Source organism: Cupriavidus sp. WKF15, assembly GCF_029278605.1.
In the GTDB taxonomy this organism is placed as follows: domain Bacteria; phylum Pseudomonadota; class Gammaproteobacteria; order Burkholderiales; family Burkholderiaceae; genus Cupriavidus.
Map to the genome: position 1 here is coordinate 243,480 of NZ_CP119574.1, position 25,359 is coordinate 268,838.

26 protein-coding genes are annotated in these 25,359 nt (G+C 59.5%); 16 read left to right on the top strand and 10 right to left on the bottom strand.

The window, feature by feature from the left end; translation table 11 throughout:
- Positions 1-8: 8 nt before the first annotated feature.
- From CupriaWKF_RS31080 to CupriaWKF_RS31115, 8 genes are all read left to right on the top strand, one after another.
- Complete coding sequence (locus tag CupriaWKF_RS31080) at positions 9-1,280, top strand: epoxide hydrolase family protein (RefSeq protein ID WP_276103917.1); 1,272 nt, start codon at positions 9-11, stop codon at positions 1,278-1,280.
- A 13-nt stretch (positions 1,281-1,293) separates the two neighbouring features.
- The gene (locus CupriaWKF_RS31085; RefSeq protein ID WP_276103918.1) at positions 1,294-1,578 is read left to right on the top strand and encodes a hypothetical protein; all 285 of its coding nucleotides are present in this window, start codon (positions 1,294-1,296) and stop codon (positions 1,576-1,578) included.
- Between the two features lie 250 nt (positions 1,579-1,828).
- On the top strand, positions 1,829-2,647 hold the full coding sequence (locus CupriaWKF_RS31090; protein ID WP_276103920.1) for an enoyl-CoA hydratase/isomerase family protein: 819 nt from the start codon (positions 1,829-1,831) through the stop codon (positions 2,645-2,647).
- Between the two features lie 17 nt (positions 2,648-2,664).
- Entirely contained in the window at positions 2,665-3,558 is an 894-nt protein-coding gene (locus CupriaWKF_RS31095; protein ID WP_276103921.1) for an alpha/beta hydrolase, read from the top strand.
- A gap of 324 nt (positions 3,559-3,882) precedes the next feature.
- A complete protein-coding gene (locus CupriaWKF_RS31100; protein WP_276103922.1) occupies positions 3,883-4,509 on the top strand; it encodes an isochorismatase family cysteine hydrolase in 627 nt (208 codons plus the stop codon).
- Between the two features lie 6 nt (positions 4,510-4,515).
- A complete protein-coding gene (locus CupriaWKF_RS31105; RefSeq protein WP_276103923.1) occupies positions 4,516-5,724 on the top strand; it encodes an MFS transporter in 1,209 nt (402 codons plus the stop codon).
- Positions 5,725-6,029: 305 nt separating this feature from the next.
- A complete protein-coding gene (locus CupriaWKF_RS31110; RefSeq protein ID WP_276103924.1) occupies positions 6,030-9,509 on the top strand; it encodes an indolepyruvate ferredoxin oxidoreductase family protein in 3,480 nt (1,159 codons plus the stop codon).
- 552 nt (positions 9,510-10,061) lie between these two features.
- Positions 10,062-11,003 carry a LysR family transcriptional regulator gene (locus CupriaWKF_RS31115; protein WP_276103925.1) on the top strand — a complete coding sequence of 314 codons (942 nt, stop codon included), beginning with the start codon at positions 10,062-10,064 and terminating at the stop codon, positions 11,001-11,003.
- A 400-nt stretch (positions 11,004-11,403) separates the two neighbouring features.
- Here CupriaWKF_RS31115 and CupriaWKF_RS31120 read toward each other — a convergent pair whose 3' ends face one another.
- The 4 genes from CupriaWKF_RS31120 to CupriaWKF_RS31135 form a co-directional block, all read right to left on the bottom strand.
- Positions 11,404-11,766: a 4-oxalocrotonate tautomerase gene (locus CupriaWKF_RS31120; protein WP_276103926.1), complete on the bottom strand. Its 363-nt coding sequence runs from the start codon at positions 11,764-11,766 to the stop codon at positions 11,404-11,406.
- 527 nt (positions 11,767-12,293) lie between these two features.
- Positions 12,294-13,343, bottom strand: a complete 1,050-nt coding sequence (locus CupriaWKF_RS31125) for a GntG family PLP-dependent aldolase (protein ID WP_276103927.1) — start codon at positions 13,341-13,343, stop codon at positions 12,294-12,296.
- A 29-nt stretch (positions 13,344-13,372) separates the two neighbouring features.
- Positions 13,373-13,813, bottom strand: coding sequence for a tautomerase family protein (locus CupriaWKF_RS31130; RefSeq protein WP_276103928.1), 441 nt, complete (start codon positions 13,811-13,813; stop codon positions 13,373-13,375).
- A 17-nt stretch (positions 13,814-13,830) separates the two neighbouring features.
- On the bottom strand, positions 13,831-14,781 hold the full coding sequence (locus CupriaWKF_RS31135) for a DMT family transporter (RefSeq protein ID WP_276103929.1): 951 nt from the start codon (positions 14,779-14,781) through the stop codon (positions 13,831-13,833).
- A gap of 101 nt (positions 14,782-14,882) precedes the next feature.
- Between CupriaWKF_RS31135 and CupriaWKF_RS31140 the strand changes: the two genes are divergently transcribed.
- Positions 14,883-15,797: a LysR substrate-binding domain-containing protein gene (locus CupriaWKF_RS31140; RefSeq protein WP_276103930.1), complete on the top strand. Its 915-nt coding sequence runs from the start codon at positions 14,883-14,885 to the stop codon at positions 15,795-15,797.
- 207 nt (positions 15,798-16,004) lie between these two features.
- Here the strand turns inward: CupriaWKF_RS31140 and CupriaWKF_RS31145 are convergent, their stop codons facing one another.
- From CupriaWKF_RS31145 to CupriaWKF_RS31155, 3 genes are read right to left on the bottom strand one after another with little or no spacing between them, the layout of a single operon-like run.
- Positions 16,005-16,616: a TetR/AcrR family transcriptional regulator gene (locus CupriaWKF_RS31145; protein ID WP_276103931.1), complete on the bottom strand. Its 612-nt coding sequence runs from the start codon at positions 16,614-16,616 to the stop codon at positions 16,005-16,007.
- A gap of 55 nt (positions 16,617-16,671) precedes the next feature.
- Positions 16,672-17,373, bottom strand: coding sequence for an SDR family NAD(P)-dependent oxidoreductase (locus CupriaWKF_RS31150; protein ID WP_276103932.1), 702 nt, complete (start codon positions 17,371-17,373; stop codon positions 16,672-16,674).
- Positions 17,370-18,011 (bottom strand): DsbA family protein, encoded by a 642-nt coding sequence (locus CupriaWKF_RS31155; RefSeq protein WP_276103933.1) that lies wholly within the window; start codon positions 18,009-18,011, stop codon positions 17,370-17,372. The genes CupriaWKF_RS31150 and CupriaWKF_RS31155 overlap by 4 nt, the downstream gene beginning before the upstream one ends.
- A gap of 127 nt (positions 18,012-18,138) precedes the next feature.
- On the opposite strand from CupriaWKF_RS31155, the gene CupriaWKF_RS31160 reads away from it, so the two are divergent.
- Both CupriaWKF_RS31160 and CupriaWKF_RS31165 read left to right on the top strand, forming a co-directional pair.
- The gene (locus CupriaWKF_RS31160; protein ID WP_276103935.1) at positions 18,139-19,110 is read left to right on the top strand and encodes a zinc-binding dehydrogenase; all 972 of its coding nucleotides are present in this window, start codon (positions 18,139-18,141) and stop codon (positions 19,108-19,110) included.
- A gap of 145 nt (positions 19,111-19,255) precedes the next feature.
- Positions 19,256-20,533, top strand: a complete 1,278-nt coding sequence (locus tag CupriaWKF_RS31165) for an epoxide hydrolase family protein (RefSeq protein ID WP_276103936.1) — start codon at positions 19,256-19,258, stop codon at positions 20,531-20,533.
- 283 nt (positions 20,534-20,816) lie between these two features.
- Here CupriaWKF_RS31165 and CupriaWKF_RS31170 read toward each other — a convergent pair whose 3' ends face one another.
- Complete coding sequence (locus tag CupriaWKF_RS31170; RefSeq protein ID WP_276103937.1) at positions 20,817-21,026, bottom strand: hypothetical protein; 210 nt, start codon at positions 21,024-21,026, stop codon at positions 20,817-20,819.
- A 150-nt stretch (positions 21,027-21,176) separates the two neighbouring features.
- The gene (locus CupriaWKF_RS31175; RefSeq protein ID WP_276103938.1) at positions 21,177-21,656 is read right to left on the bottom strand and encodes a hypothetical protein; all 480 of its coding nucleotides are present in this window, start codon (positions 21,654-21,656) and stop codon (positions 21,177-21,179) included.
- A gap of 147 nt (positions 21,657-21,803) precedes the next feature.
- On the opposite strand from CupriaWKF_RS31175, the gene CupriaWKF_RS31180 reads away from it, so the two are divergent.
- The 5 genes from CupriaWKF_RS31180 (at position 21,804) to CupriaWKF_RS31195 (ending at position 24,775) form a co-directional block, all read left to right on the top strand.
- Entirely contained in the window at positions 21,804-22,286 is a 483-nt protein-coding gene (locus tag CupriaWKF_RS31180) for a hypothetical protein (RefSeq protein WP_276103940.1), read from the top strand.
- Positions 22,287-22,667: 381 nt separating this feature from the next.
- Positions 22,668-23,543, top strand: coding sequence for a UvrD-helicase domain-containing protein (locus CupriaWKF_RS34420; protein ID WP_346348643.1), 876 nt, complete (start codon positions 22,668-22,670; stop codon positions 23,541-23,543).
- A gap of 34 nt (positions 23,544-23,577) precedes the next feature.
- Positions 23,578-23,748, top strand: a complete 171-nt coding sequence (locus tag CupriaWKF_RS34425) for a hypothetical protein (RefSeq protein WP_346348644.1) — start codon at positions 23,578-23,580, stop codon at positions 23,746-23,748.
- A 23-nt stretch (positions 23,749-23,771) separates the two neighbouring features.
- Positions 23,772-24,023, top strand: a complete 252-nt coding sequence (locus tag CupriaWKF_RS31190) for a hypothetical protein (RefSeq protein ID WP_276103941.1) — start codon at positions 23,772-23,774, stop codon at positions 24,021-24,023.
- A gap of 485 nt (positions 24,024-24,508) precedes the next feature.
- Positions 24,509-24,775 carry a hypothetical protein gene (locus tag CupriaWKF_RS31195; protein ID WP_276103942.1) on the top strand — a complete coding sequence of 89 codons (267 nt, stop codon included), beginning with the start codon at positions 24,509-24,511 and terminating at the stop codon, positions 24,773-24,775.
- Between the two features lie 162 nt (positions 24,776-24,937).
- Here CupriaWKF_RS31195 and CupriaWKF_RS31200 read toward each other — a convergent pair whose 3' ends face one another.
- On the bottom strand, positions 24,938-25,075 hold the full coding sequence (locus CupriaWKF_RS31200) for a hypothetical protein (RefSeq protein WP_276103943.1): 138 nt from the start codon (positions 25,073-25,075) through the stop codon (positions 24,938-24,940).
- Between the last annotated feature and the right edge of the window lie 284 nt (positions 25,076-25,359).

The following is a 25,359-nucleotide window of genomic DNA, read 5'->3' on the forward strand; positions in this document are numbered from 1 at the left end:
AGTCCAACATGAAGCGATTTTCTGCCGCGCTAATGATAGCGCTCGCATTCTCCGCATCCGTGCTCGCTGATACGCCTTCAAAAGGCGATGCGAAGCTCATTCGTCCCTTCCATGCGCACGTCTCCGACGCTGCCCTTGCGGACCTGCGCCACCGCATTGCAGCCACGCGTTGGCCGGATCAGGAAACGGTAACGGATAGCTCTCAAGGTGCGAAACTGGCGCCGCTACACGAGCTCGTTCAGTATTGGGGAACAAGCTATAACTGGCGGAAGGCGGAGGCCAAGCTTAATGCCTTGCCTCAGTATGTTACCAACATCGACGGGGTTGACATCCACTTCATCTGGGTGCGGTCCAAGCGTCCAAATGCGCTGCCGGTGATCCTGACGCACGGGTGGCCTGGATCTGTGCTCGAGTTCACCAAGGTCGTCGGCCCGCTCACCGACCCGACAGCATATGGTGGCAATGCCGCCGATGCCTTCGATGTCGTCATTCCATCCATTCCGGGGTACGGCTTCTCAGGCAAGCCCACTGGCACAGGATGGGATCCAGACCACATCGCTCGAGTCTGGGGAACGCTGATGCAGCGCCTCGGGTACACGCACTACGTTGCGCAGGGTGGCGACTGGGGCGCTCTCATCACGACTGCCATGGCGCGGCAGGCGCTGCCAGGACTGGCAGGGATCCACCTCAATCTTCCGGCGACGATACCGCCTGACGTGGCCGCCGCACTCGCCACCGGTGGACCCGCACCAGCGGGACTTTCCGAAGCGGAGCGCGCGACCTTCGATGCGGTGCTGGCTTTCAGCAAGCAAGGCAACTCTGCGTACATCACGATGCTGGGTGCGCGTCCACAGACGATCGGATACGGCCTGACGGATTCTCCGGCCTTCCTTGCGGCGTTCATGCTTGGTCACCCTGGGTTCGCCGGATGGAAGTACGGTGTCAATTCCCAGCAGACGCCAACCAAAGACGAGGTGCTCGATGATTTCTCCCTGTACTGGCTGACAAACAGCGCGGCTTCTTCTGGTCGGCTCTATTGGGAAAACAAGGGAAAAAGCCCGCTCTTCGCTGCCGCACAAAGAACCAACGAGATCTCTCTGCCTGTGGCCGTCACCGTGTTTCCTGAGGACGTCTATCGTCCTCCGGAGACTTGGGCACGGCGCGCCTACCACAACCTGATTTACTTCCATGAAGCAGACAAGGGCGGCCACTTCGCGGCCTGGGAGCAGCCTAAGCTCTTTTCTGAGGAACTTCGCGCCGCTTACCGGTCACTGCGCTAGGAGGCAATGGGCTATGAAACATGTCTTTCTGACGTTGATGGCAACTGCCGTTGTAGCAGGCGGCGTCTGCTTGGCTCAGGCAGCCACGGACGGCGATATGAAGGCATCCAACTATATCTCCATTCCCACCGGCTACCGCAACTGGACGTTGGTCTCCGTGGCACGCGAAGAAGGTACGCTGGACGATCTACGTGCCATCCTGGGCAACAGACAGCAATCCAAGCTCTGCAGAACAGCAAATATCCCGTACCGGACGGCGCCATCATCGCTCGGCTCGCATGGAATTATGACGCGCTAGAAGAAAGCGCCAAGGCCTTTGGCCAGCCCCAGAGCCATGTGGCCGGGCATCCAAAGAACGGCGTCCAATTTATGGTTAAGAACTCTGTGAAGTATGCGTCCACAGGGGGCTGGGGCTTTGCACAGTTCGACGCCGGAAAATCACATAACACTGCTGACGCCCACGTTTGCTTTGCCTGCCACACAGCGGCAAAGACTCGCGACTTTGTCTTCAATCGTTTTGCACAAGACCTTCCAATTGGGAACCATCCATGAATTTCGATACGCTCAACGTAAGCCGCGATGGTGCGGTTCTGTTCGTCGAGATCTCCGCGCCACCAATGAACTTGCTCGGACCTGAAATGGTCCGCGACCTAGTCACTCTGCTCCGCACCGCCGAGGCCGACGATGACATCAAGGTTCTCGTGTTCAAGAGTGCCGACCGCGACTATTTCATCTCCCATGTCGACGTGAAACAGGTTAAGGAATATCGCGAAGAGGCGGCGAAACTGACAGGTGAAGCATCGATAGGGCTGCTTTTCCGCCACCTGAGCAACAGTCGACTCGTCTCTATCGCACAGATCGAAGGACGGGTGCGCGGTGCGGGTAGCGAGTTCGTTCTAGCGTGCGATATGCGCTTCGCCGCGCGTGAGTCTGCGATCTTTAGCCAAATGGAGGCCGCTTTTGGCTTGCTTCCAGGTGGCGGCGCCGTGCAGTACCTCACCCGAATTATGGGTCGCGGACGGGCCCTTGAGGTGATGTTAGGGGCATTGGACTACAACGCGGAACTCGCCGAAGGGTATGGATGGATCAATCGCGCACTGCCTACTGCGGAACTCGACGCTTTTGTCTCGTCCCTTGCACGACGGATTGCAAAATTCCCCGCAATCGGTCATACGGCCGTGAAAAATCGGGTAAATGACATCACGCTGGCGCCCATCGAAGATTTTCGCCACGACTCCGACCTCTTCGGCGAGACCGTACGGCAGCCGGAAACACAACAGCGCATTGGCGCAGCGATGGCGCGAGGGTTTCAGTCGCGCGATGCGGAGCTGGAGCTGGCCCAGATGCTGGGTGGGCTTAACAATTGACGAGCAGGAGAACACGGATGTTTCAAAAGCAAGAAGTTCACTTCGCAGCCGAAGGCGGCATAGAGTTGTCGGCGTGGCTGTACTTGCCGGAACATTCCGGCCCCCCTCTGCCAGCTATTACCATGGCGCATGGCTTTGCGGGCACAAAGTACCACGGCATTGAACCTATGGCTGAAGCCTTCGCCGAAGCGGGTTTCGTAGTACTCCTTCACGATCATCGCAACTTTGGCGATAGTGGCGGCGAGCTTAGGCATGACATTAATCCCTGGCAGCAGATTACCGACTGGCGCCGTGCGATCTCCTATTTGCAGCAACGACCCGAAGTAGACGAGCATCGAATCGGTCTCTGGGGCACAAGTTTCGCCGGCGGGCATGCAATCGTGCTCGGTGCAACGGACCGCCGCCTGAAGGCGGTGGTCGCACAGGTACCGACCATCGATGGTCATGCCGCTGGCCTGCGGCGCGTCGCTCCGGAAGCGGTCGCCGAACTCGAGGCGAGATTCTCGGCAGACGAAAATGCTCAGCTCAAAGGTGAACCGCCTGCGATGCAACAAATTGTCAGCGACGATGCGGCCCGGAATTCCTCGTACAAGGCCGCCGATGCCGTGAGCTTCTACCTTCGACCTGTGCCGGACGGTATCTGGGAGAACAAGGTCACACTGCGCTCGACACGGTGGGCCCGCATGTACGCGCCTGGCGAGTATGTCAAACGCGTATCCCCCACCCCGCTGATGATGGTCGTCGCGGAGCGCGACCATATCGCTGTGACGGACCTGGCGCTCGACGCATACGAACGGGCGTTGGAACCGAAGCGGCTCGTGATGCTAAAGGGAGGCCACTTTGATCCATATCTGGGTGAGTTTCTCAATGCGTCGCGCGCTGCCATTGACTGGTTCAATAGGCATCTCTAACGACTACTGGCCCTAGAACGCGGATGCTATGGACGTAGTCGCGACGGTCTTTGCTGTTGATCCGTCGTGACGGACAACGGCCGGCACACCGAATTCGGCAAAGAACGAAGGGACCGGCATAGCCTTGAAGCTTACGACCCACGTCATGAAGAGAGGGCTACCGTTTGTAGTGCCCGCCAAATAAGGGGAAGCCGACACCCGCCCAACCAGCACGAACGCGCCCAACCGTGCGGCGTGTTTTGGGTGTCTGCGCAAATTTCCGCAATCCATGCCGCGTCCTCACAAAAACACGCGCGGCTGCCACGCAATCAGGAGCAGTACAACATGAGTCATTCTTCCTATCGCGCCGAATCGACGGCGCTCCTGTTGGTTGATCCTTATAACGACTTTCTATCAGAAGGCGGCAAGGTTTGGCCGTTTATCAAGGACATCGCCGAGGAAGTGGGACTACTGGATAATCTTCGCACCATCACGCGGGCGGTGCGGGCTGCCGGTATCCGGGTAGTCATCGTGCCCCATCGTCGCTGGCGCCCGGGCGATTACGAGTGTTGGTGCCACCCGAGTCCCAGCCAGCAAAAGATCATGCAGGGTCATCACTTTGCTGACGGCGAATGGGGCGGGGGATGGCATCCCGATTTCGCTCCGCAACCTGGCGACATCGTTGCAAATGAGCACTGGGGGTCGAGCGGCTTCGCCAATACCGACCTGGACTTCCAGTTGAAGCAACATGGCATTACGCATGTCGCAGTGGTGGGTCTACTGGCCAACACTTGTATCGAAGCCACTGCACGATACGCGCAGGAACTCGGCTACCACGTCACGCTAATAAAGGACGCCACGGCGGCGTTCCGGAAAGAGATGATGCATTCCGCCCACGAACTGAACGGGCCGACTTTCGCGCACAGCATCGTCGATACCCGCGAGTTCATCGCTGCACTCCCGCAGGAATGATTCGCCATGTCGGATCGACAGCATGGCGCGGCGTCCGGCCTGACGTCGCGCCAAGTGTTCCTGATGGCCCTGACTTGCGCCCTGGCTGTCTCGGCCATCTACTATCACCAACCGCTTCTGCCGCAGATTGCCGACTCGTTCAGCATCTCGCCGACGCGTGGCAACCTGATAGCCACCATCACGCAGCTCGGCTATGCCTCGGGTCTCTTGCTGTTCGTGCCGCTGGCCGATAGTTTTCAGCCGCGCAAGCTGGCCACTGTCGCGATTGTTGGTAATGCCGTCGCGCTACTTGCGTGTGCGGTGGCGCCGTCGTTCCCGCTGCTGGTCGTCAGCAGTTTCGTCGTTGGCGTGACGGCCATCACTGCCCAGATCATCATTCCGTCGGCATCGGGCATGGCCTCGCCGGAGCGGCGTGGGCGCACCGTTGGCATGCTGCTGGGCGGCCTGTCATCCGGTGTACTGCTAGCGCGCACATTGAGCGGATTTGTCGGCGCTCATTTCGGGTGGCGCGCGATGTTTGTATCGGCCGCGGGATTCGATCTGGCGCTGATTGCCGTCGTCGCACGGCTTCCCGACGCCGAGAACTTAGCAGCCTTGCGCTACCGGGATCTGATGCTGTCGCTTGTTTCGCTGATTCGCACCGAACCGGCATTGCGCATATCCATTGCGACCGGTTTCTTGGCATTCGGCGCATTCAGTGCATTCTGGGCGACGCTGGCGACCCTGCTGGCGCAACCACCGTATCAATTCGGACCTGCCACCGTGGGCGCGTTTGGACTGGTCGGCCTGATTGGCCTCGTAGCGTCCCCGTCTATCGGCACCCTAGTCGACCGCGTCCATCCAAGCCTGGTATCTGCATCGGGCGCACTCACGGTATCCCTTTCCTTCTTGCTGGTTGCGACGGGCGCCATGCACCTCTCATGGTTGCTCGCCAGCGTAGTGCTGCTGGACTTGGGTAACCGGACCGCCTTCGTTGCCAATCAGGCACGGATCTACTCGCTGCGCCCCGAAGCCCGCGGGAGGCTTAACACGGCATTCATGGTTTCGTATTTCGTCGGGGGCGCGGCTGGGGCCGCCATGGGAGGCATTGGTGCCCAACACGGCGGCTGGCTAGGGCTTGCAGCCGTTGGCGCCGTGTTGGCACTGCTGGCCCTAGTGACTAGCTTCCTCGGCTATCGCATGGCGTTCGTGACGACGGCAACAGACGAACCCTAACGCAGCCCAATATCAGCCGGCCTTGCATACGTTCTCAGGTGACCATGTCGCCCGCTCTCGTTCGCGCCAGACACTAAACGAGATCGGAACATGAGATGGGTTCTGTACCCGACGTTGCTGCACTCAGTGCGCCAATGCATCGCTTCTCGATCTTTACGTAAAGTGTAAATCTCATTTACTGACGAGGCTATTGTTGCACGCGTGCCCACAAAAAATAATGCATCGACCTAGTCGGCTTCTTTAGGCCGAGCGCCGTTCCTCGCCAACGAGCTGACAGTGTGGACGATCAGTCAAATGGAGACAGCATGACAACAAAATCCTTCCAGTCGGCAGCGACGTCGAAAGATGCATCGCTGAATGACAAGTACGTTTGCGACCAAGGCACCGCCTACATGACGGGCATCCAGGCTCTGGTGCGCCTGACACTCGCGCAAAAACGACGAGATGCACTGATCGGACTGCAGACCGCCGGATTCGTTTCCGGATATCGGGGCTCGCCGCTCGGCAATTTCGATAGTGCCCTCTGGCAGGCCGGAGAACTCCTCGATGCGCACAAGGTTGTTTTTCAACCAGGTGTGAACGAGGACCTTGCGGCCACTGCGGTTTGGGGGACACAACAAGCCAATCTGGCAGGACAAGGAAAGTACGACGGCGTCGTTGGATGGTGGTATGGAAAGGGTCCCGGCGTCGATCGCTCTGGCGATGTGCTGCGCCATGCGAATCTCGCCGGAACCGCAGAGCGAGGCGGAGTCGTCGCTCTCTATGGCGACGACCACTCTTGCAAATCTTCCAGCATCCCGCATCAGTCAGAGCATGTAATGGTGGGGTGTGGAATTCCGATTTTTTATCCCACCTCGGTTCAGCAGATTCTCGACTATGGTGCACACGCGGTCGCGATGTCCCGCTGTGCAGGCGTCTGGACCTCGATGAAATTGGTGAGCGAGATCGTAGAGACGTCAGCGTCGGTCAGTGTCGAATTGGGCCGTGCCCAATCCATTCCTCCGCAAGACTTATCGTCCATTCCAGGTGGTCTGAACATCCGTTGGCCAGATCGTTCACTCGCGCAGGAGGAGCGCCTTTATCTTCACAAGTTACCTGCCGCTTTGGGATATGCACGTGCCAACCCCTTTAATCGCGTGACGTGGGACAGCCAACAAGCAAGAATCGGAATTGCCGCGAGCGGAAAGGGCTATCTCGATACGGTCGAAGCGCTACGGATCCTTGGCCTGGAGGGGGAGCCTGCGCGCCGGCTCGGGCTACGTCTCTACCAAGTCGGCATGATCTGGCCCCTCGAGCCTCACGGACTCCGACACTTTTCCCACGGCCTCCAGGAAATCATCGTCGTCGAGGAAAAGCGCCCGATTCTCGAAGCCCAAATCAAGGACGAGCTTTACGCTCTTCCCGATCATGCACGCCCACGGGTGATCGGTAAATCGTCCGATGGCCACGGCGAATGGAGCACGACCACCGATGATGCTCCACTCATCAGTCACTATGAGTTACAACCCGAGCCAATTGCGAAGATGCTTGCAGCACGGTTCTTGCGTATGGAGCTCCCGGCAGACCTCCGACAACTGATCGGACAGCGCTTGCAAGCTCTGCAACACGCGGAGCAGGAGTCTCGCCGTGTCATCGACATTGCGGAAAGGAAGGCCTACTTTTGCAGCGGATGTCCGCACAATTCCTCGACCGTCCTGCCGGAGGGAAGCCGCGCGCTCGGCGGTATCGGTTGCCATTTCCTCACCTTGACGATGGACCGTGGAACCGAGACGTTCTCACAAATGGGCGGGGAAGGCGTTAGCTGGGTCGGCGCATCGCCATTCACCAAGGAGCGACATGTCTTTGCAAACCTTGGCGACGGGACCTACTTCCACTCTGGCTACCTTGCAATCCGCCAGTCCGTTGCCGCGAACGTCAACATCACATACAAGATCCTATATAACGATGCGGTCGGCATGACCGGCGGACAGCATGTCGACGGCCAACTCAGCGTTGCACAAATGACGCGACAACTTGCTGCGGAAGGCGTGAGGCAACAGATCATCGTCACGGACGAACCCCGACTACTCAGTGATGATGCGGGAATCGCCCCAGGCGTCACAATCCGCCATCGCAATGAACTCGACGCTGTGCAGCGCGAACTGCGCAATGTGTCAGGTGTCACGGCGCTGATCTACGCGCAGACATGTGCCAGCGAAAAGCGCCGGCGGCGCAAGCGTAACGAGTACCCGGATCCTCCGCAACGCGCTTTCATCAACACAGAAATCTGCGAAGGATGCGGAGACTGCTCGAAAAAGTCCAATTGCCTCTCCGTCGAACCGGTTGAAACGCCGCTTGGTACCAAGCGGAAGATCAATCAGAGCAGTTGCAATAAGGATTTTTCTTGCGTCGAAGGGTTTTGCCCCAGCTTCGTCACGGTCCACACTCGCGACTCGCGGCGACCAACACAGTCCCAGGCCTTGGCCACAGGCTGGCCCAAAGCACCAAAGAATATAGACTTCGGCTCGCCCGTCCGTATCATCGTTGGTGGCGTCGGCGGAACTGGGGTCGTGACTATTGGGGCGCTATTGGGAATGGCAGCTCACTTGGAAGGCAAGGCTGTCCGTGTAATGGACATGGCGGGCATGGCGCAAAAAGGCGGCACGGTATATTCATATGTTCAGATTGCACGAAGCGATGACGCGATCGCGGCGACTAAAGTGGCTACTGGCCAGTGCGACCTTCTGATCGGGGCGGACGCCGTCGTGGCTGGTAGTAGCGCCACTCTCTCACGGCTGCGCGCGGAAGGACTGGCGATTGTGAACGAAGATGGCTCACCGACCTCAGACTTCATTGGTTCCCGCGACTGGTCCATACCGGTAAATGATCTGCTGGCACGTCTGCGATCCAGACTGAAGAACGGTCGCGTGATTGCACTGCCGGCCGCCCGCATTGCCACGATGGTCTTTGGTGACGCAATCTTCGCCAATCTGCTGTTGCTCGGCTTGGCTTGGCAGTCGGGACGTATTCCGCTATCCCGGGAAGGCATCCAGAGGGCTATCGCGCTAAATGGTACCGCCGTGGCGAAAAATCTTGAAGCGTTTCGGATTGGATGCCACCTCGCCGATGATCTGCGACACGTCGACAATTTGTTGCCATCACCGCAAGGTTCCGAGTCACTGAACACCTTGCGTGAACTGATTGATGACCGCTCGCGTCGTCTGCGTGTGTACTGGAATGTCGCGTATGCTCGTAAGTACCACACCCTTGCGACAGCGGTCGAAAGCAATTTTCCAGAGGACCTGGCAACTGTAATTGCGACGCAGCTTTATCGAGTTATGGCTTACAAGGACGAGTATGAGGTGGCCAGACTACTAGCTTCCGACCACTTCAAGAAATCCATCGAGTCTGAGTTTGGCAAAGGCGCGCGATTGACATACCACTTGGCTCCGCCCACGCTGGGCACAGGACCGGACGTGCACAAGCGTCCGTTCGGATCCTGGATTCGATGGCCGATGGCGGCCCTTGCGCGCATGCAAGTGCTGCGCGAAACACCGTTCGATCCGTTTGGGCGAAACGATGAGCGGCGAAAGGAGCGTGCCTGGCGGGACCGGTATATCGCCTTCGTCGAATCATTGATTCGCTCCGCTGGAGATTGCGATTTGTCCCTCGCAAATCAAATTGCTCGAATTCCCGCTGACGTCCGTGGCTTTGGACATGTAAAGATGTTGGCAATGCAAGCCGCGTCGGCGCGCTGGGATGAGCTTGCAGCGAAGCTCTACAAGGCCAAGATCCAACGAGGGTAACCTGAACGGGCTTCTCTAGCCTCCTTACTGTCAAGGTTTCGGCGAGCCCTCTCGGTTCGCCGGTTAATCTTTGACTCTTTGACTCAGAGTGTTCCGTTGCACCCCACGCCGGACGACCTGGGAGCTAATGCTTGTACCCGAGCTCTGAACAATTGACGTAACGCCATGCACATACGCAAATTGAAAGCCGCCACGCCAGACGAGTAAGCCCGCGCGAGTTGCCCAGGGAGTTCCAATAACGCTCCATATCGTGCCCTAATGTGACCCAGCCGCCAAGCGGCAGTAGGCACAGCCGCGCAAAGAAAAGTGTTCGGCGGTCGCCTACATCATGCAACCCGCCATGGCGGGCAGACCGGCTCCCAACGAAGTCTCCTCTCCCTAGAGCAGCGGAGGCATACTCACACCAGCCAAGCGCGGAATTTGCAATAACTGTTCTGAGGAGCAGCAGACTTCCAGTCTCCGCCCTCATGGCAATTGGCATGGCGGTTGAGACCAATGTGGCAATCCCCAGGTGGCGTAACAATAGAGCGCTCGACAGACCATATTCACACTATGCGCAAAATTTTGGAGTCCGGCCTCATTCACGCCCTACGCGCCTTCGTGCGAGTAGTGGATAGCGGAAGTTTCACGGCTGCCGCAGAGCAGATGAACCTTACCACGGCACAAGTGTCCCGGCTAGTAACCGATTTGGAGAAGCGTCTAGGAGCCAAGCTTTTGCAACGCACGACCCGCCATCGCGCGCTGACCGACGCGGGTGCAGATTACGCAAAGCGGTGTCGCGAGATCCTGGCCATGATCGACGAAGCCGAGGCTAATGCATCCAAGACGGCCTCCAAACCAAAAGGCCGGCTACGCGTCCAGTGCATGGCCAACTTCGGCCAGCATTACGTCGCTCCCATGCTCGCTGACTTTTGCCGAGCCTACCCCGAACTAACAGTCGACTACCGCACGTCTCAGTACTTCCCCGATTTGCTCGCGCGGGGCGTAGATGTCAGCCTGTATCTGGCAGAGTCGCTGTCGGACTCAGGACTCGTAGCGCGGCGTCTGGGTACCACATTCGCGGTTGTGTGCGCCTCGCCCACCTACCTAGATCGGTACGGCGCCCCGAAGACCCCTGCCGAACTGAATAGCCACGCCTGCTTGCGACTGGTGAATCCCTCCATTACGCCGGAGTGGCGACTGACAACTGACGAGGGTATTATCCTCGATCTGTCCCCGCGGGGACCTCTGGTGGCGGACACGCCGGAGTTGCTTCTTGACGTGACCTTGCAGGGCGCCGGCATTACCTTGTTGCCCCTGTTCTCCGTGATCGATGCAATCCGCGATGGACAATTGCAAAGGGTGTTGCCCGCCTGGCGCTCGCCGGATATTGGCGTCTTTGCATTGCTCCCGTCTCGACACTTCATGGATGCAAAGACCCGTGCTTGGCTCGAGTGGGCGGACAAGAGAGTCTCTCCCCAACTCCGTGAGGATGCAGCGTTCTTCACCCGTTGAGCGGCGCATTTTATGAGCCGTCGCTTGCCGGCACCGTCGTAAGGACATTCAGACGTCGGTTCAGCCTCGCAAGCGGCCATTGCACGCCGGAAGACGGAAGCTGCTTCCTGGCTGTGACCTTCATTCAGTCAGCTACCTGCTGACGCGGTAGACGTACGTCAAACGCAGTCTCTGTCTGGTCTCCCAAACCTCAATTGACCAGTGACGTGCTTTAGCAATTCCCCCGAGACCACGTAGACGCGCAACCTTATGCTTGAACTCATTGACGGTGGGTTCATCACCATAGAGCCGTCCCCCACCCGTGCAGCGGCCATGACCTACCGCATGGCGTCGCAGGACTTGCTGCACGCTTCGCTTCGCAAATTAATCACGCTTGCCTCCATCGTTTCGACGACCTCAATCAGTTGCCAACCCTTTCCATGAACGAACGAACCGATGGGTCGAGCGCTGCCATCCATTGAGATTCCTGCTCCGGTTTCGGCAGGAACTCACCATACTCGACCATCTGGCCCGGCGGCAACTCAGAGAGGTAGATCCAGACACTAACCTTGTCGACCTTGGGGATCTGGCACACGTCATTGATGATCCGTTTCAGCAGTTCTGCCTTCTGCTCGTGCGTCCGTCTGGCCCGCACATGCCCTTGCACGAACACTTGATCGTGCCGCAGACCTTTGCTTCCCATGAAGTAGTTGTCACGCGGAACGTCCTGGAACATCACCTTCGCGAAGAGATGGTTGCCGCATTTATGGATGTCACGCATCATCTTCAAGAATGACGTGGCGTGAGAGGAAAACTGCCCTTGAAATATCGAGCAGGGCAACCTTGCTGCTTAGACATCATGTTTCCCATAGGCAGTCCGTGTGCGTCGTACGGGGAAGGTAATGTTCCGCCAATCTGACAGCGTTCGGCAAGATCCCTGCATATCCTGCGGCCCCATACGTGCGTGCGGTGCCGAACTAAAGCGGCTGGGCAACAGCCGCGATCAACCTGGCGCATTCCCCCACTAGCCGGCCAATTCCTGCAACCGGATTAACTGCGGCCCTGGGACCGATCTGTCAGAGCTTTCGTGGTCGTGCCAGCGGGTGGCTGCTGCGGGTGTGCAGATTCGCGCGCGCCGCTTCGAAAATGTGCGTGTAGTTCCGATGTGACGAATGCTGAAGCGGATAGCGCAGTTGTCGCAGCAAGGGCTGCGTACTCATGCCTCATGAACATGGCTTCACGGATTCGCTGGGTTGGTCCAGTCGAGCGAATAGCGTGCGCGCGCGTGGGCTCGTAGGATGGGGAATGCGCCTAGGTGGCGTCGTGCTCCAGAACAACGGACTCAATGATCGAGATGGCCCGTCGAATGTCAGCGTTGGAAATGTTCAGGTATGGGATCGCGCGAACGCTGTCGATGCCGGCCGGTAGCACGTGAAGACCGCGCGCGTACACGCGCTCCACGAAGTCTGCCGCATGCAGCCCGGTCAGCCGGAATCGAACGATGTTCGTTTCCACCGTGTGAGGATCGAGATCGATTCCCGGAAGTCTCGCAATACCTTCCGCAAGCATCCTTGCGCGCGCATGGTCTTCCACCAGGCGCTCCCGGTTGTTGCGCAGCGCATATAGGGCGCCGGCCGCAATAATTCCGGCTTGCCGGAAGCCACCGCCGATCTGCTGCTTGAAGCGTCGCGCGCGGGAAATGAAATCGCGTGGGCCGGCGAGTACCGAGCCGACCGGCGCACCCATCGCCTTGGAAAAGCAGACGCTCACCGTATCGAACAGCTCTGCATACCCCCGCTCGGGAATACCGGTCGCCACCGATGCATGCCAAAGACGCGCGCCATCGAGATGGAGCGCCAGATTCAGCTTGCGTGCCGATGCGCAGACTGCACGCAGTTCTTCCATTGGCCAGACCTTGCCGCCGCCAACGTTGTGGGTGTTCTCCACACAGAGGAGCTTCGGCGGCGCGGGAACGGTTGACGGGAAGAAGCGATGTGGCTTGCCGACCGCTGCCTCCACATCCGCTGCGGTGAATACACCGCGAACTCCAGGCAGCAGCCGCGGAAGCACGCCCGCGAACGCGGCCGGCGCGCCTCCCTCAAGCAGGTAGACATGTGCGCCCTGATCGAACAGCACCGCGTCACCGTGCTCAGTATGCGCGCGGATCGCTATCTGGTTGGTCATGGTTCCTGAGACCATATAGACGGCATCCTCTTTGCCCAGAAAGTTGGCAACCTCACGCTCGAGCTCCTTGACGGTGGGGTCATCGCCGTAGACGTCATCTCCCACCGGTGCAGCGGCCATGGCCAGCCGCATGGCGTCGCTAGGCTTGCTGCACGTATCGCTTCGCAAATCAATCATAATTACCTCCATTAGGGGTACAGCCACAATCAGGTGCCAACCTTTTCCATGAACGCGCGAACCGCTGGGTCAAGCGCTACCATCCACTGGGATTCCTGCCCCGGTTCCGGCAAGATCTCCCCATACTCGACCATCTGACCCGGCGGCAGCTCGGAGAGGTAAATCCATACACTTACCTTGTCGACCTTGGCGATTCGGCACACATCATTGACAATCTGCTTCAGTAGTTCTGCCTTCTGCTCGCGTGTCCGTCCTGCCCGCACATGCCCGTGCACGAACACCTGATCGTGTCGGAGGGGTCGGCCGCCCATGAAGTAGTTGTAAGGCGGAATGTCCTGAAACATCACCTGCGCGAAGAACGTATTCGCCCCGGTGACCTGGTTGTGCGATCCGGTAATCGAAGCCGCCAGCTCCTCCTTGGCGCGTGGGGAAAGCAGGCCTGCGGCAGCGGACACGATGTAGGTAGGCATGGAGAGCTCCTTGATTGCTATGCAGAAATGAAGCGACGGATGGCCGGACAAAGGGCCGCGATTTTCCGTGCAAATCCGAGTAATTTCTCGTTTGCAGGATCTCGGCTTTGCAGGAGATAGACGCCCCCCAGGATGGCCGCCATTGCTACCCCATCAACAGGCCGCAGCGACTCGCCCGCGATTGCCGCTCCGAGGAACAACGCCACCACGGGCGGGATATACGTGACGCTCGAGGCTGCCAATGCACCGAGTCGCCCGACAATGAAGTAATAGAGAATGAATGCGATCCCCGTGCCGCACAGACCGAGACCGAGCATGAGGCCAAGGAATGCTCGGGTGTCCCCAGCCACGCGCGTGATGCCGTCGAAGTCGGCGATGCACGTCACAATGAGGAGCGCGAAGCCGATCTGCCAGGTAGAAAGTGCGAGCGGCGAGAGGTCCAGACCTGACAGGAAACGCCGCGCATAGGCGAACGAGCATCCCACGCTCAGTGAGCCGGCGAGCATGTAGGCGACCCCAGCCGGGTTGACCCCGGCACTATGCGCACTCCCGGGCTGGGCGATCAGCAAGACCCCGACGAAACCGCCGAAAATGCCAACCAGCATCCGGGGTGTTGGGCGCTGCTGCCGCGAGAGCGCCCAGGCGCAAACGAAAGAAACCAACGGAATCGCGCCACTGAGCATCCCGGCCACGCCGGATGCGAGGAGCGCCGAGCCCTTTGCGAACGCATAGTAGTAGAGCACAGTCGCAAGCAGCGCCATGACGACGAAGTGATGTGCATGCCGCAAGTGGCGCCATTTCAGCGCGCCGGTGAACAGTGCACACGCCAGCAGCGGCAGGAAGCCGAAGAGCACGCGCAGGAAGACAATCTGACTGGCGGTGAGGTAGACGCTAGCCCACTTCATGAAGATAAAGTTGGTGCCCCAGATGAGGCCAAGCGCCGCAAAGGCGAGATAGGCGGGGTTCATGGCGACGAAACTCCATCGGCGTTGCTGAGCCTTCATTGTGGTTGCGCCGCCGATGTCCTACAAATGATTTAATCTTCCCGATGCAATAGGAAAACTGAGCCATGCGACCCATCCCGCCCTTGAAGGCTTTGGTAGCATTGGAAGCGGCCATGCGACTTGGCAGTTTTACTATGGCGGCCGATGAACTTGGAGTGACACCCGGTGCCGTCGGGCAGCAGATACAGAAGCTTGAAGACTGGCTCGGCGTGGCGCTGTTCGTCCGGCAGATTCGTCAAGTGACGCCAACCGTTGAAGGGCGAGCATATATGGCGCAAATTCAGCCTGCTCTTGCGGAAATCGTGCACGCCAGCCGCCGCCTGCGGGAGCGCAGGCACAACGGCGTACGGCTTTCCATGCCACCGAGCTTCGCCGCAAAGTGGTTCGCGCCGCGAATGGCCGACTTCCTCCAAGCGTACCCGGGGACTGCATTGAGCCTGAGCACTTCAACCACGCTCGTGGATTTCGAGCTTGATGCCGTTGATCTGGCAGTTCGACACTTCAATGGAGCCGATCCCCAACTGTCGGCGCAGCTACTTTGCCCTGACGAGGCCCGCGCATATTGCAGCCCGGCGTACGCGCTGAAATGGAAACTGAAGCGGCCTGAGGATCTTCAGCCGGCCACGCTGCTGCATAACACACTTCATCCTCACTGGGTGGCCTGGCTGGCTCGCTACAGCGAGCTCTCGGACCAGCAGATCGAGTCCATTGCCGGGATTCAGTTCGACCAGTCCTTGATGGCGATCGAAGCGGCAGTTCGCGAGCAAGGCGTGGTACTGACGAGCTCGATTCTTGTGGAAACCGAGACGGCCGAGGGACTGCTTGTCGAGCCCTTCGACAAGGCGTTTCCGCTATCTCTAGGGTATTACCTCGTGCATCCGAAGACGGCACAGCTTCCAGCAGGGGCGATAGCGCTAAAGCAGTGGTTCGCCGAAAAGTTGGCTATGCACAGCCACCCATCAGAAACGGAACCTGGATGAGCTTCATTGAGTCCGGCTCGTTACCCCAAATTGAGCAAAGCCATCAGCACTGACGCGTCTATGGGAGACGATCGCACACTGCCCAGGACGCAAGGCTCGCTCCCGCCAGTGGCACATTCGCATGCCGTAAGAGCTGAGCGCGACGAGCGCAATGCCGATCGTGCTTACGTGCGATACCAACTGCGCCGCACGCGAGCGCGATCGATATCATGCGATAGGTGGTACGTCCAGCTCATTGGATGACTGGTCACCAGACCCCGCCAAAAGAAACTCGCGCGCAGAGGCCAATATTTCAATGGAGAGCTTGTCGTCTGAAACCGCACGAGATAGTCCCAAGGCACCGGTCATTATGCAAAGCGCCACGATCGCTGCATGCTTGTCGCCCTTTCGCCCTTCTGCCGCCAGGAGTGCACCGATGCCCTCAAGATTTCTTCGAACCTGGGAAGTGAAAAGCGCCTTCGTTTCTTTATCGGCCCGGCCAACGTCGCTCATCAGTGCAGTGACTGCACATCCCGAGCCGACTTTATCGCGATGACGCTTGCTCAAATAGGCTTCAACGATACTTTCGAATGTGAAGGCGCCCTTGGGTGCGCCGCTTCCGTTTCCACTTGATCCGCTCTTCAACGCGGCAGCCATGGCTTCCAGTACCAGGGCGTCACGAGAATCAAAGTGCTTGTAGAAACCGCCATGAGTTAGGCCAGCTTCCTTCATAAGGTCTGCAATACTTGCCCCTTCGAGGCCTGCTTCGCGAAATCGCCGGGCCGCAATTTCCACGATTCGGTCGTGATTTCTACTCTTTTCTTCCTGTGAATTTGCCATACTTTGCCTTTAAGAATGCGGCAGTGGTAGCAGCGCGCCCTTCCACCGCCGCGGCTTACCAAACTTCCTTGAAGGGTCGAATTTCTACATTGAACGACCAGGCACTCTTCGGCTGATGCACGACATGCCAGATTTCCTCAGCGATGTCCGACGGTTGAATGAAAAAATCATCCGCCGCATCAGGCCACGCCTTGCGCGTCCACTCAAGATCGATTACGGCGTCGATGAGCACGTAGGCTACGTGTACACCTTTCGGCCCTAGCTCGCGCGCCATCGATTCCGCGAGAATGCGCTGAGCTGCCTTGGTCGGTGCGAATCCGGCGAAATTGCTCTTACCGCGCAGTGCAGAAGTGTTGCCCGACGCAATGATCGCACCTTTTCCAGAATCGAGCATAAAGGGAGCAACACGGCGCGCGAGTTGCAGGAACGCCATGACGTTCGTTTGAAAATTCTGCTGCAGCGCGGCCGGATCGATCTGCATGAAATTCCCGAAGACGCCGCCGATGGCGTTATGGACAACAACCTCGGGAGCGCCGAATTCCGACAGGATACGGTCGAGTGCCGCATCGAATTGGATCGGTTCTGAGACGTCTGCGACATACGCATGGGTGCCGGGAATTTCCGCTTCGAACTCCTTAAGGCGATCGGCACTTCTCGCGACCATTGCGACGTCATAGCCCCCTGCCACTAGCCGGCGGACGACTGCGAGGCCGGTACCCGGCCCAACGCCGGTGACGAGAGCGCGTTTCTCGCTCATGCTGACTCTCCCTTTACTGCCAACTCACGTAAGCGAGCCTCGACAAACTGCAGTCGATCATTGCCAAAGAAGATCTCGCTATCGATGAAGAACGTTGGGACGCCGAATACGCCGCGACCCGCCGCTCCCTTGCTCAACTCGGCGAGTTCCTCTCCGATCTCTTGGGTCATAGCAGTTTGCCACAGCAAGGACGGCAGCCCGCGCTCGGTCAGGAACCTTTCGCGCCCCTCGTCCGTCGTCAGATCGTCGTTGCTAGCCCACAGCACACCGAAAAGTGCTTCACTAGCCTCACCGAACACACCGAGCTGCCGGGCCGCGAGCCCGGCGCGGGGAAGCAAAGTGCCGTCAAACTGGCCCGTTCTCATCGCGCTTAGCAGCCCCATGTTTGGGGCGAAGGGCACGCCGTAGTACTTCGCCCATCGCACAGCGTCGGAAAATGCATATCGGGCCTTAGGCGGGCAAGCAGTCGACGGTTGGTTATTGACAGACCGCATCACACTGAATGCGTCAACCGGCGTGATTTCCACTTCTGCGTCTAACCGGCCAACTTGCGTGCTTGCTAGGTAAGAGTAGGGGCTACGGTAGTCCAAAAAGAATTCGACTTTCATTTCGGTTCCCTGCTGATCGGCGCGATTCATTCAACCGCCACAGGATGATGGTTGACATCCTCATGGATGTCAACCATCATCCTCAAAACGGAGGGCGGTTCTTCACATCAACTGCCTGAACCTGAACCTGAACCTGACCTGAAGACGGAGGAGTGCAGTGCGCGCAATTTGCTATGAAGAGTTTGGTAACCCTGCCGAGGTCCTTAAACTCGTCGAGCGCCCGAAGGAGAGTCCTGGACCTGGACAGGTTCGGGTACGGGTCATCCTCGCGAGCGTCCACAGTCATGATTTCGCGACCATCCAAGGCAATTACGGTTACCGTCCCGACTTGCCTGCAACCGGCGGTACAGAAGCCGTGGGTGTCGTCGACGCAGTTGGTGATGGCGCGCAGCTTTCTCTTGGGCAGCGAGTCAGTTTTTTCAATCAGGCCGGCACATGGACCGAACAGGTTATCGTGCCAGAATCCGCGGTCGTCCCCGTTCCTGAGGCAGTCCCAGACGGGGTTGCAGCTCAACTAGTATCCATGCCGGTGAGCGCCCTTACCCTGCTGAACTCGCTGCATCTCGGCGAAGGCGATTGGCTTGTCCAAAACGCTGCGAATGGCGCCATTGGCATCACATTGGCCAGGATCGTCCAGGCTAGAAGGCTGAACGTTCTGAACATCGTTCGCAGAAAGGCGGCGATAGACGAGCTTGCCGCCGTCGGCCTCAATAACGCCATCTCGTCTGACGACGTCGACTGGAAGAGGCGAGCAAAGGAGTTGGTTGGGGACGCGCGCATCGCGTCCGCGGTCGACTCGATCGGCGGAAGAGCTGCGAATGACCTTGTTGACCTTCTTTCCCCTGAAGGAGAACTTGTCATCTTAGGCTCACTGACCGGACAGCCACTCGAACTGAATGGCCAGTTGCTGTTCAAGGAATTGAATGTGCGCGGCTTCTGGGCAAGTCGGCTGATGCAGCGCATGACTCCGGGCGAGCGAGACGAGTTATACCGCGAGGTGCTCGGTCTTGCTGCATCGGGGAACCTTGTGCTGCCAGTCGGTGCCATCTTTGATTTCGAAGATATCGAAGCGGCAATGGTTACTCATCAGGTGCCGGGCCGGGGCGGAAAGATTCTACTTAAGCCATAAGGTCACCCGCGCACACACGGGTGCGCGGCCTGGCACCCTTCTGGGTATACCGCTGGCGAGCTCGACTGGCAGCACAACCGAAAGCTTCGTTCAAGCCGTTCCTGCTTGAACGAAGCATCTCATCCCTACATATGAGGACACGCGCATGAAACAAATATTCGCTGCCCTTGCAGCCGTCCTACTCTCCGCTTCTGCGATGGCCGTCGGCCCCGCCCGGACAGACGGGGCAACGACGATTCGCCCCTTCCACGTACACGTTCCTGACGGCGCTCTTGCTGATCTGCGCAGTCGCATCGCGTCGACACGCTGGCCGGATCGGGAAACCGTTGCCGATCAATCCCAAGGCGTCCAGCTAGCCAACTTGCGGGAGCTCCTTCACTACTGGGGGACGGGCTACGACTGGCGCAAGGCCGAAGCCCTACTCAATGCTCTGCCGCAATTCGTTACCACTATTGACGGGGTCAATATTCATTTCATCTGGGTGCGTTCCCGCAATCCAAATGCTCTGCCGGTAATCATCACCCACGGCTGGCCGGGATCCGTGTTCGAGTTCCTCAAGGTCATTGGCCCGCTCACCGATCCCAGTGCACATGGCGGCAAGGTTACAGACGCATTTGACGTCGTGATCCCGTCCATCCCTGGCTACGGATTCTCCGGCAAGCCAACGGGTACGGGGTGGGATCCGGAACACGTCGCACGGGTATGGGCGGAGCTGATGCAGCGCCTCGGGTATAACCGCTATGTCGCGCAGGGCGGCGACTGGGGTGCTCTCATTACCAGTGCCATGGCGCGCCAGGCGCCTGCGGGATTGGCTGGCATCCACCTCAACCTTCCGGCAACCGTACCGCCGGAGGCTGCGGCTGCGCTTGCCGTGGGCGGGCCGGCGCCGGAAGGACTTAGCAGCAAGGAACGCGCGACATATGACGCAATTCTTGCGTTCGCGAAACAAGGCAACTCGGCCTACATCACGATGCTAGGGGCGCGGCCGCAGACGATCGGCTATGGCTCGACGGACTCTCCAGCCTTCCTCGCCGCCTTCATGCTAGGGCATCCAGGCTTTGCCAAGTGGACGTACGGCGCCGTGCCACATATGGAACCGTCAAAGGACGAGGTACTGGACGACTTTACGCTGTATTGGCTGACGAACAGCGCAGCATCCGCAGGGCGTCTCTACTGGGAAAACATGGGAAGAAGCCCCCTGATTGCGGCCGCACAGAAGACTGCAGACATCTCGCTGCCGGTTGCCGTCACGGTATTCCCGGAGGACGTCTATCGTCCACCCGAGACCTGGGTCCGGCGCGCCTATCGCAACATGATCTACTTCCACGAGGCAGACAAGGGCGGCCATTTCGCTGCCTGGGAACAGCCGCAGCTCTTCGCGGAGGAGCTTCGCGCGGCCTTCCGATCGCTGCGCCAATTCTAATGGAGGCTTCTATTACGCATAGATCTTTCGGTGATTGCCGTCACGAAGGACCGCAACTCGGCCTTCAGGCGCTACGCACTCTTCTTCGTACGGCACGGGGCCGACTTCGATTTCAAGGGACTTGGTGAACATGGCGATTCCTTGTGAGCAGGGAAACGCCACCCCATTGGGAGCGTCTCCCAATGGGGTGAATTCAATGCCCGACGACATCGGGCGGTGCAGACATGGAAGCCGGGCAACCGCAAGATCGCCCCGCATAGGAAAGCTGCGTTGAGGTAAGCGCTTAGCCGGCGACAGTCGACTCAGCTTCCGGAATCAGCAGCTTGGCGAGAAGCCAGCTGATGATGACCAAAAACTGAATCTCGGCGACGAGATGCAACTGCACCATCACCAGCCGGTCGTCACTTGTCGTGCAAAGGAAAAACAAGACGGCAATCAGGTTGACGACGGTCGCGAGAACTGCCACACCCGAAATACGCGAGGAAATGTGCATGTGAGGCTCCGGAGAAGGGATGGAGCCTCCCCGTTGGGAAAGCCCCAACGGGTGAAAAATATGCCGAGCAATCGGCGGTGTCGATGCGTCTGAGACGCGGAAGTAGCCCGCAGGATAGCGCAAAGCCCGCCCGCGATAAAGCCCCCGGCCCTACTTCAACGCGATTCCCGCCTTGCGCAAGCGGTTCACGACGTTCCAGCGATGACGCGCGACCTCGGCGGGGTCCTGGACCGACGAGTAGTCGGGCATGCGCTCATTGCCCGGCTTGCCGCCGGGCTTCTCACAACCCCGGAGATCCAGGCCATGCTGTGCGGCATGCAGTTGCGACAGCGACCACGACAGCTCGAACGTGGCAATGGCATCCCAACGAGCCGGAACCGCCTCGGCGTCGAACCAGACCTCGCCCAGGTCGTCCATGATCGCTGTGACCGTGTACTCGCTGCCTTGCTCCAACGGGATGGCCCGTACCTCAAAGCGCAACACTTCGGCGGGCGGGTGCCAGAAGACCCGATCCAGCAGGCGCCGGAAGGTCAGCGCATCAATGGTGGCCACTTCGCGGTAAAGCGGTTCGCCCGGGGCGATGTGGGTCCGCTCGTCGCGCGGCCGATTACCGAGGTTCACTTCCTTCATGGAGATTTTGTTCGAATATGCCGACTATCCGGCGAAAGACGAGCGAAATCATACGCCTTTCACCGGGCGATTCGCCCCTCTTCGCCCGCAAAATGGTGCTTGCCGCGATGGGCCCGGAGGCAGCCTTGACTTTGGCGGCGAGCCGATATGCTGGATTCATTGAGCAATCATCCGATCCATACCATGCGCTTCACCCGCTACGAACGCCACAATCCAATCGACTTCAACGCCCGCCGTCAGGCAGCCTTTGCGCGCAAACAGGCGCGCGAGCGTGACCGCTATCCGCTGTTTGCCGATCACGTGGCCGCCGAGCAGCATTCGTTGGACGCGGAGTTGGCACGCCGTACCGCGCGTGGGGATGCATTTGAGCAAAGGATGCGCGCCTTCAACGCAAAGTGCTGGCGCGACGCCCGTCGCATCTACTTCGCGCAGCCCGATGAAGTGCGGGCCGTCATCCGCGCAAAGTGGGCCACGTGGGTCGGGCCGACCACCTCCACGTACTTTTCGTGGATGGTCTACGCGGAAAGCGGCAACCAGGCACGCCGCGTCGCCGAATGCCGCGCTCGTGACGCTGCCGCACGCGCGGCCCGCTCCGCTGCGATCCTGGTGCAGGAAGCGTTGCCGGTCTGAGCATGCAGCCGACCCAAGAGCAATCCGAAGCGGTCGCCGCGGTCACTGCCGGCGGTCCGCTCAAGGTCCGGGCCTACGCCGGTGCCGGCAAATCGACGTTCCTTCGTATGGCGTCGGAGGCCCGGCCGCGCGCACGCGGCCTGTATCTGGCCTTCAACAAGCACATCGCACAGGAAGCCCAGCGCAAGTTCCCCGCGAACACGCGTTGCCGGACGGTCCATTCGCTCGCCTTTGGCTCAACGTCCCCGGACATTACCCGCAAGCTCAAGTATCCGGTGGAGCCTGCCCATACGATGGCCATGCGCTACGGCCTTGCCCCTCTGAAGGTGCCGACGACCATCGGCCAAGACCGTCGAACTGACCACCGGCAAGCTGGGCCGCATGGTGATGGACGGCGTGGCGCGCTTCTGCTCGTCGGCACAGGCCGAGCCCCAGGCATGGCATATCCCGGTCGATCCACTGATCGAAGAAGAGCTGGCCGACGCGCTGCGCGAGGAACTGCTGCCACACGTCCAGTCGCTTTGGCGTGAGAGCATCGATCCAAGGGGTGTCGCGGCGGTCAGTCACGCGACCTATGTGAAGCTGTGGCAACTCAGCCGACCGCGCATCCCGGCCGATTTCATCCTGTTCGATGAGGCCCAGGACGCCGATGGGTTGATGCTGTCGGTGCTACGCGGGCAGTCATCCCAAGTCATCTACGTGGGCGATCCCTATCAGCAGATCTACAAGTGGCGCGGTGCCGTCAATGCAATGGACCACATCAAGGCGCCGGTGAAGGGGCTCACGGAATCATTTCGGTTCGGCAACGCCATCGCCAGCCTTGCCAGCCGGATGCTACGCCTGATGGACGAGGACGTTCCGGTACGCGGCCAGGCCGCGATTCCCTCGCGTGTCGTGCGGCACGCCGCTCCTGGCGAGATCCGCCCCAACGCGATCCTGTGCCGCAAGAACACCACCCTGCTCGCCAAGGTGGCCGAAGGCCTGCAGCGCGGCCACAGGGTGGCAGCCCGGACAAAGAAGGAGGAGCTGGAGGCTTTCATCGACGGTGCTGAGCGCCTGCTCGCTGGCCAGCGCACGCACTACCCGGCCGCCCTATCCCTGTTCGAGAACTGGCTCGACGTTCAGGAATACGCCGAGTCCTTCGCCGGGCGCGACCTGCATCCGCTGGTCAAGCTCATCGACGAACAAGGCCCACCTACCTGCGCCAGTTGTTGGCCGCCATCGCCCCGGAGGACCAGGCCGACTACGTCGTATTGACCGTGCACCGGGCCATAGCCTGGAATGGCCCACCGTGACGCTGGCCGACGATTTCCGCTTTCGCCGCGAGGACGATGGCCGGGAGACGCTGCCCGCCGACGAAAAACGCCTGCTCTATGTCGCGCTGACCCGGGCGCAGCACACGCTGGACATTTCGGGGATCAATCGCAGCTTGCAAGCGGTGTTCCGCGATGCCTCCGTCTGACCCACTCTATATAGGAACACAGAATGACCACGGTTCGCATCGGCATTGAGGAACACGACCTGGAGAAGGTGCTCGAATCCCCCGCAGACTATGCGCGGGCACTGGAACGCGCGAAGAAGCTGCGCGGCTACGCGGAATGCCGCTGTAACATGACCTCACCAAGGCCGAAGCTGGTGATTCGCGCTCACGGCAAGATCTTCATCCTTGCCCGCTGGCCGGTTGTCGTACAAAGCATAAAGGCGATACCCGGCTTCTGCCTTCGCTTTCGCGTGTAACGCCATCTGCAGCTTCTGAACACAAAACGGAGTTGATAGGTTGCCCAATCTCCAGGTCCCGTACTACTTATTGCGTTTGTCTTGAACTGAGGCCCCTTCCCTCCACCGGCATTACCCGGCTTCATCGGTACTACGGGCCTCTCCGTCACCCCAAGGCGCCCGGCCTGTCTCTCACGGGCGTCCGGTTGATCATCCCTGACCACGCCAAGGCGCTTCCCGTGTTGCGTGCGCTTTCCTTGTGTACATGCTGTCGCCACTACCCCGGCGCGGGCTCGTCTTGGATAGAAGACAAAGAGCTCATCTTCGTTCACCGGGACACGTCTAAGTTGGAAAGTCCCTGCGACTTCCCTCATCTCATAGAAGCGGATTCGGCGTGACCTTCCTTCCAGCGCCTTGATTACACTTGCTTTATTTGCGAGCAATGCGCATCCGACGTCGCGGAAGAGCGGCAGGTCTCGGTCACGACGAGACTTGGCCCCTCGGATATGAATGATGCCGTCGGCCCAGTCCACGTCATTCAGACTGAGGTGCGCGACTTCAGCGGCCCGCATCCCGGTCCTCGCGAGCAGCAGCATGATTGCCGTGTTCCGCAGCGGCTGAAACGTCGCAGCATCGGCCACGCATTTGATGAGCCGATTCACATCGTCGCTCGACAGGCTCGCTGGAAGCGTCGCGTGACGCCATCGCCGGATTCGTGGCAGCGTTTCCTCGAGACCGGGCGGCACCAGTCCCCTGACGGCGAGAAAACGTAGCATCGCGCGCAGCGCGACGATCGGCGAGTTCGATGGTCGGCGCCTCTTGCTCGAGAGCTCGTGAAGCAGATATGCGCGGAGATCTTCGATTGACAGGTCTTGCCAATTCGGTGGACTGTCGCCACACCACCCGTCCAGGAAGCCTTGGACAAACCGGCCATACTACCGGCGGGTGCCCTCCGCCAGGCCCTTGGCGGTGCCCAGATACGCGTCAAACTTGCTGAGGAATTCGGCTGCGCTCGAAATTGACAGCACAAGCGTCGCGGGGTCCTCGCCGCGCGCCAGTTCAGACTGCGCCATTATCTTCTCCTTGCCGGCCACCATGGTCGGTAGGAAAAGTTCAGGACATTATGCGAACCATTGCCACACAACTCAGCTCGCGCGATCCAGCGTGAACACGGCGGTGTCGCCGTCGTCTACATGGCGCTTCGCCTAATCCGCCGGTGTGGGTAATCGCAAATATCTGAAGCTTCAGATATTTGCTAATAGCGCCCGACCCTCCTTTTCGTTCGAGCTTCGCCTAGCGTACAGTAGCCCTGTCAGAAGCCGAGCAGGTGTTTTGCCGCGGCGGTCGGCCTGAGTCC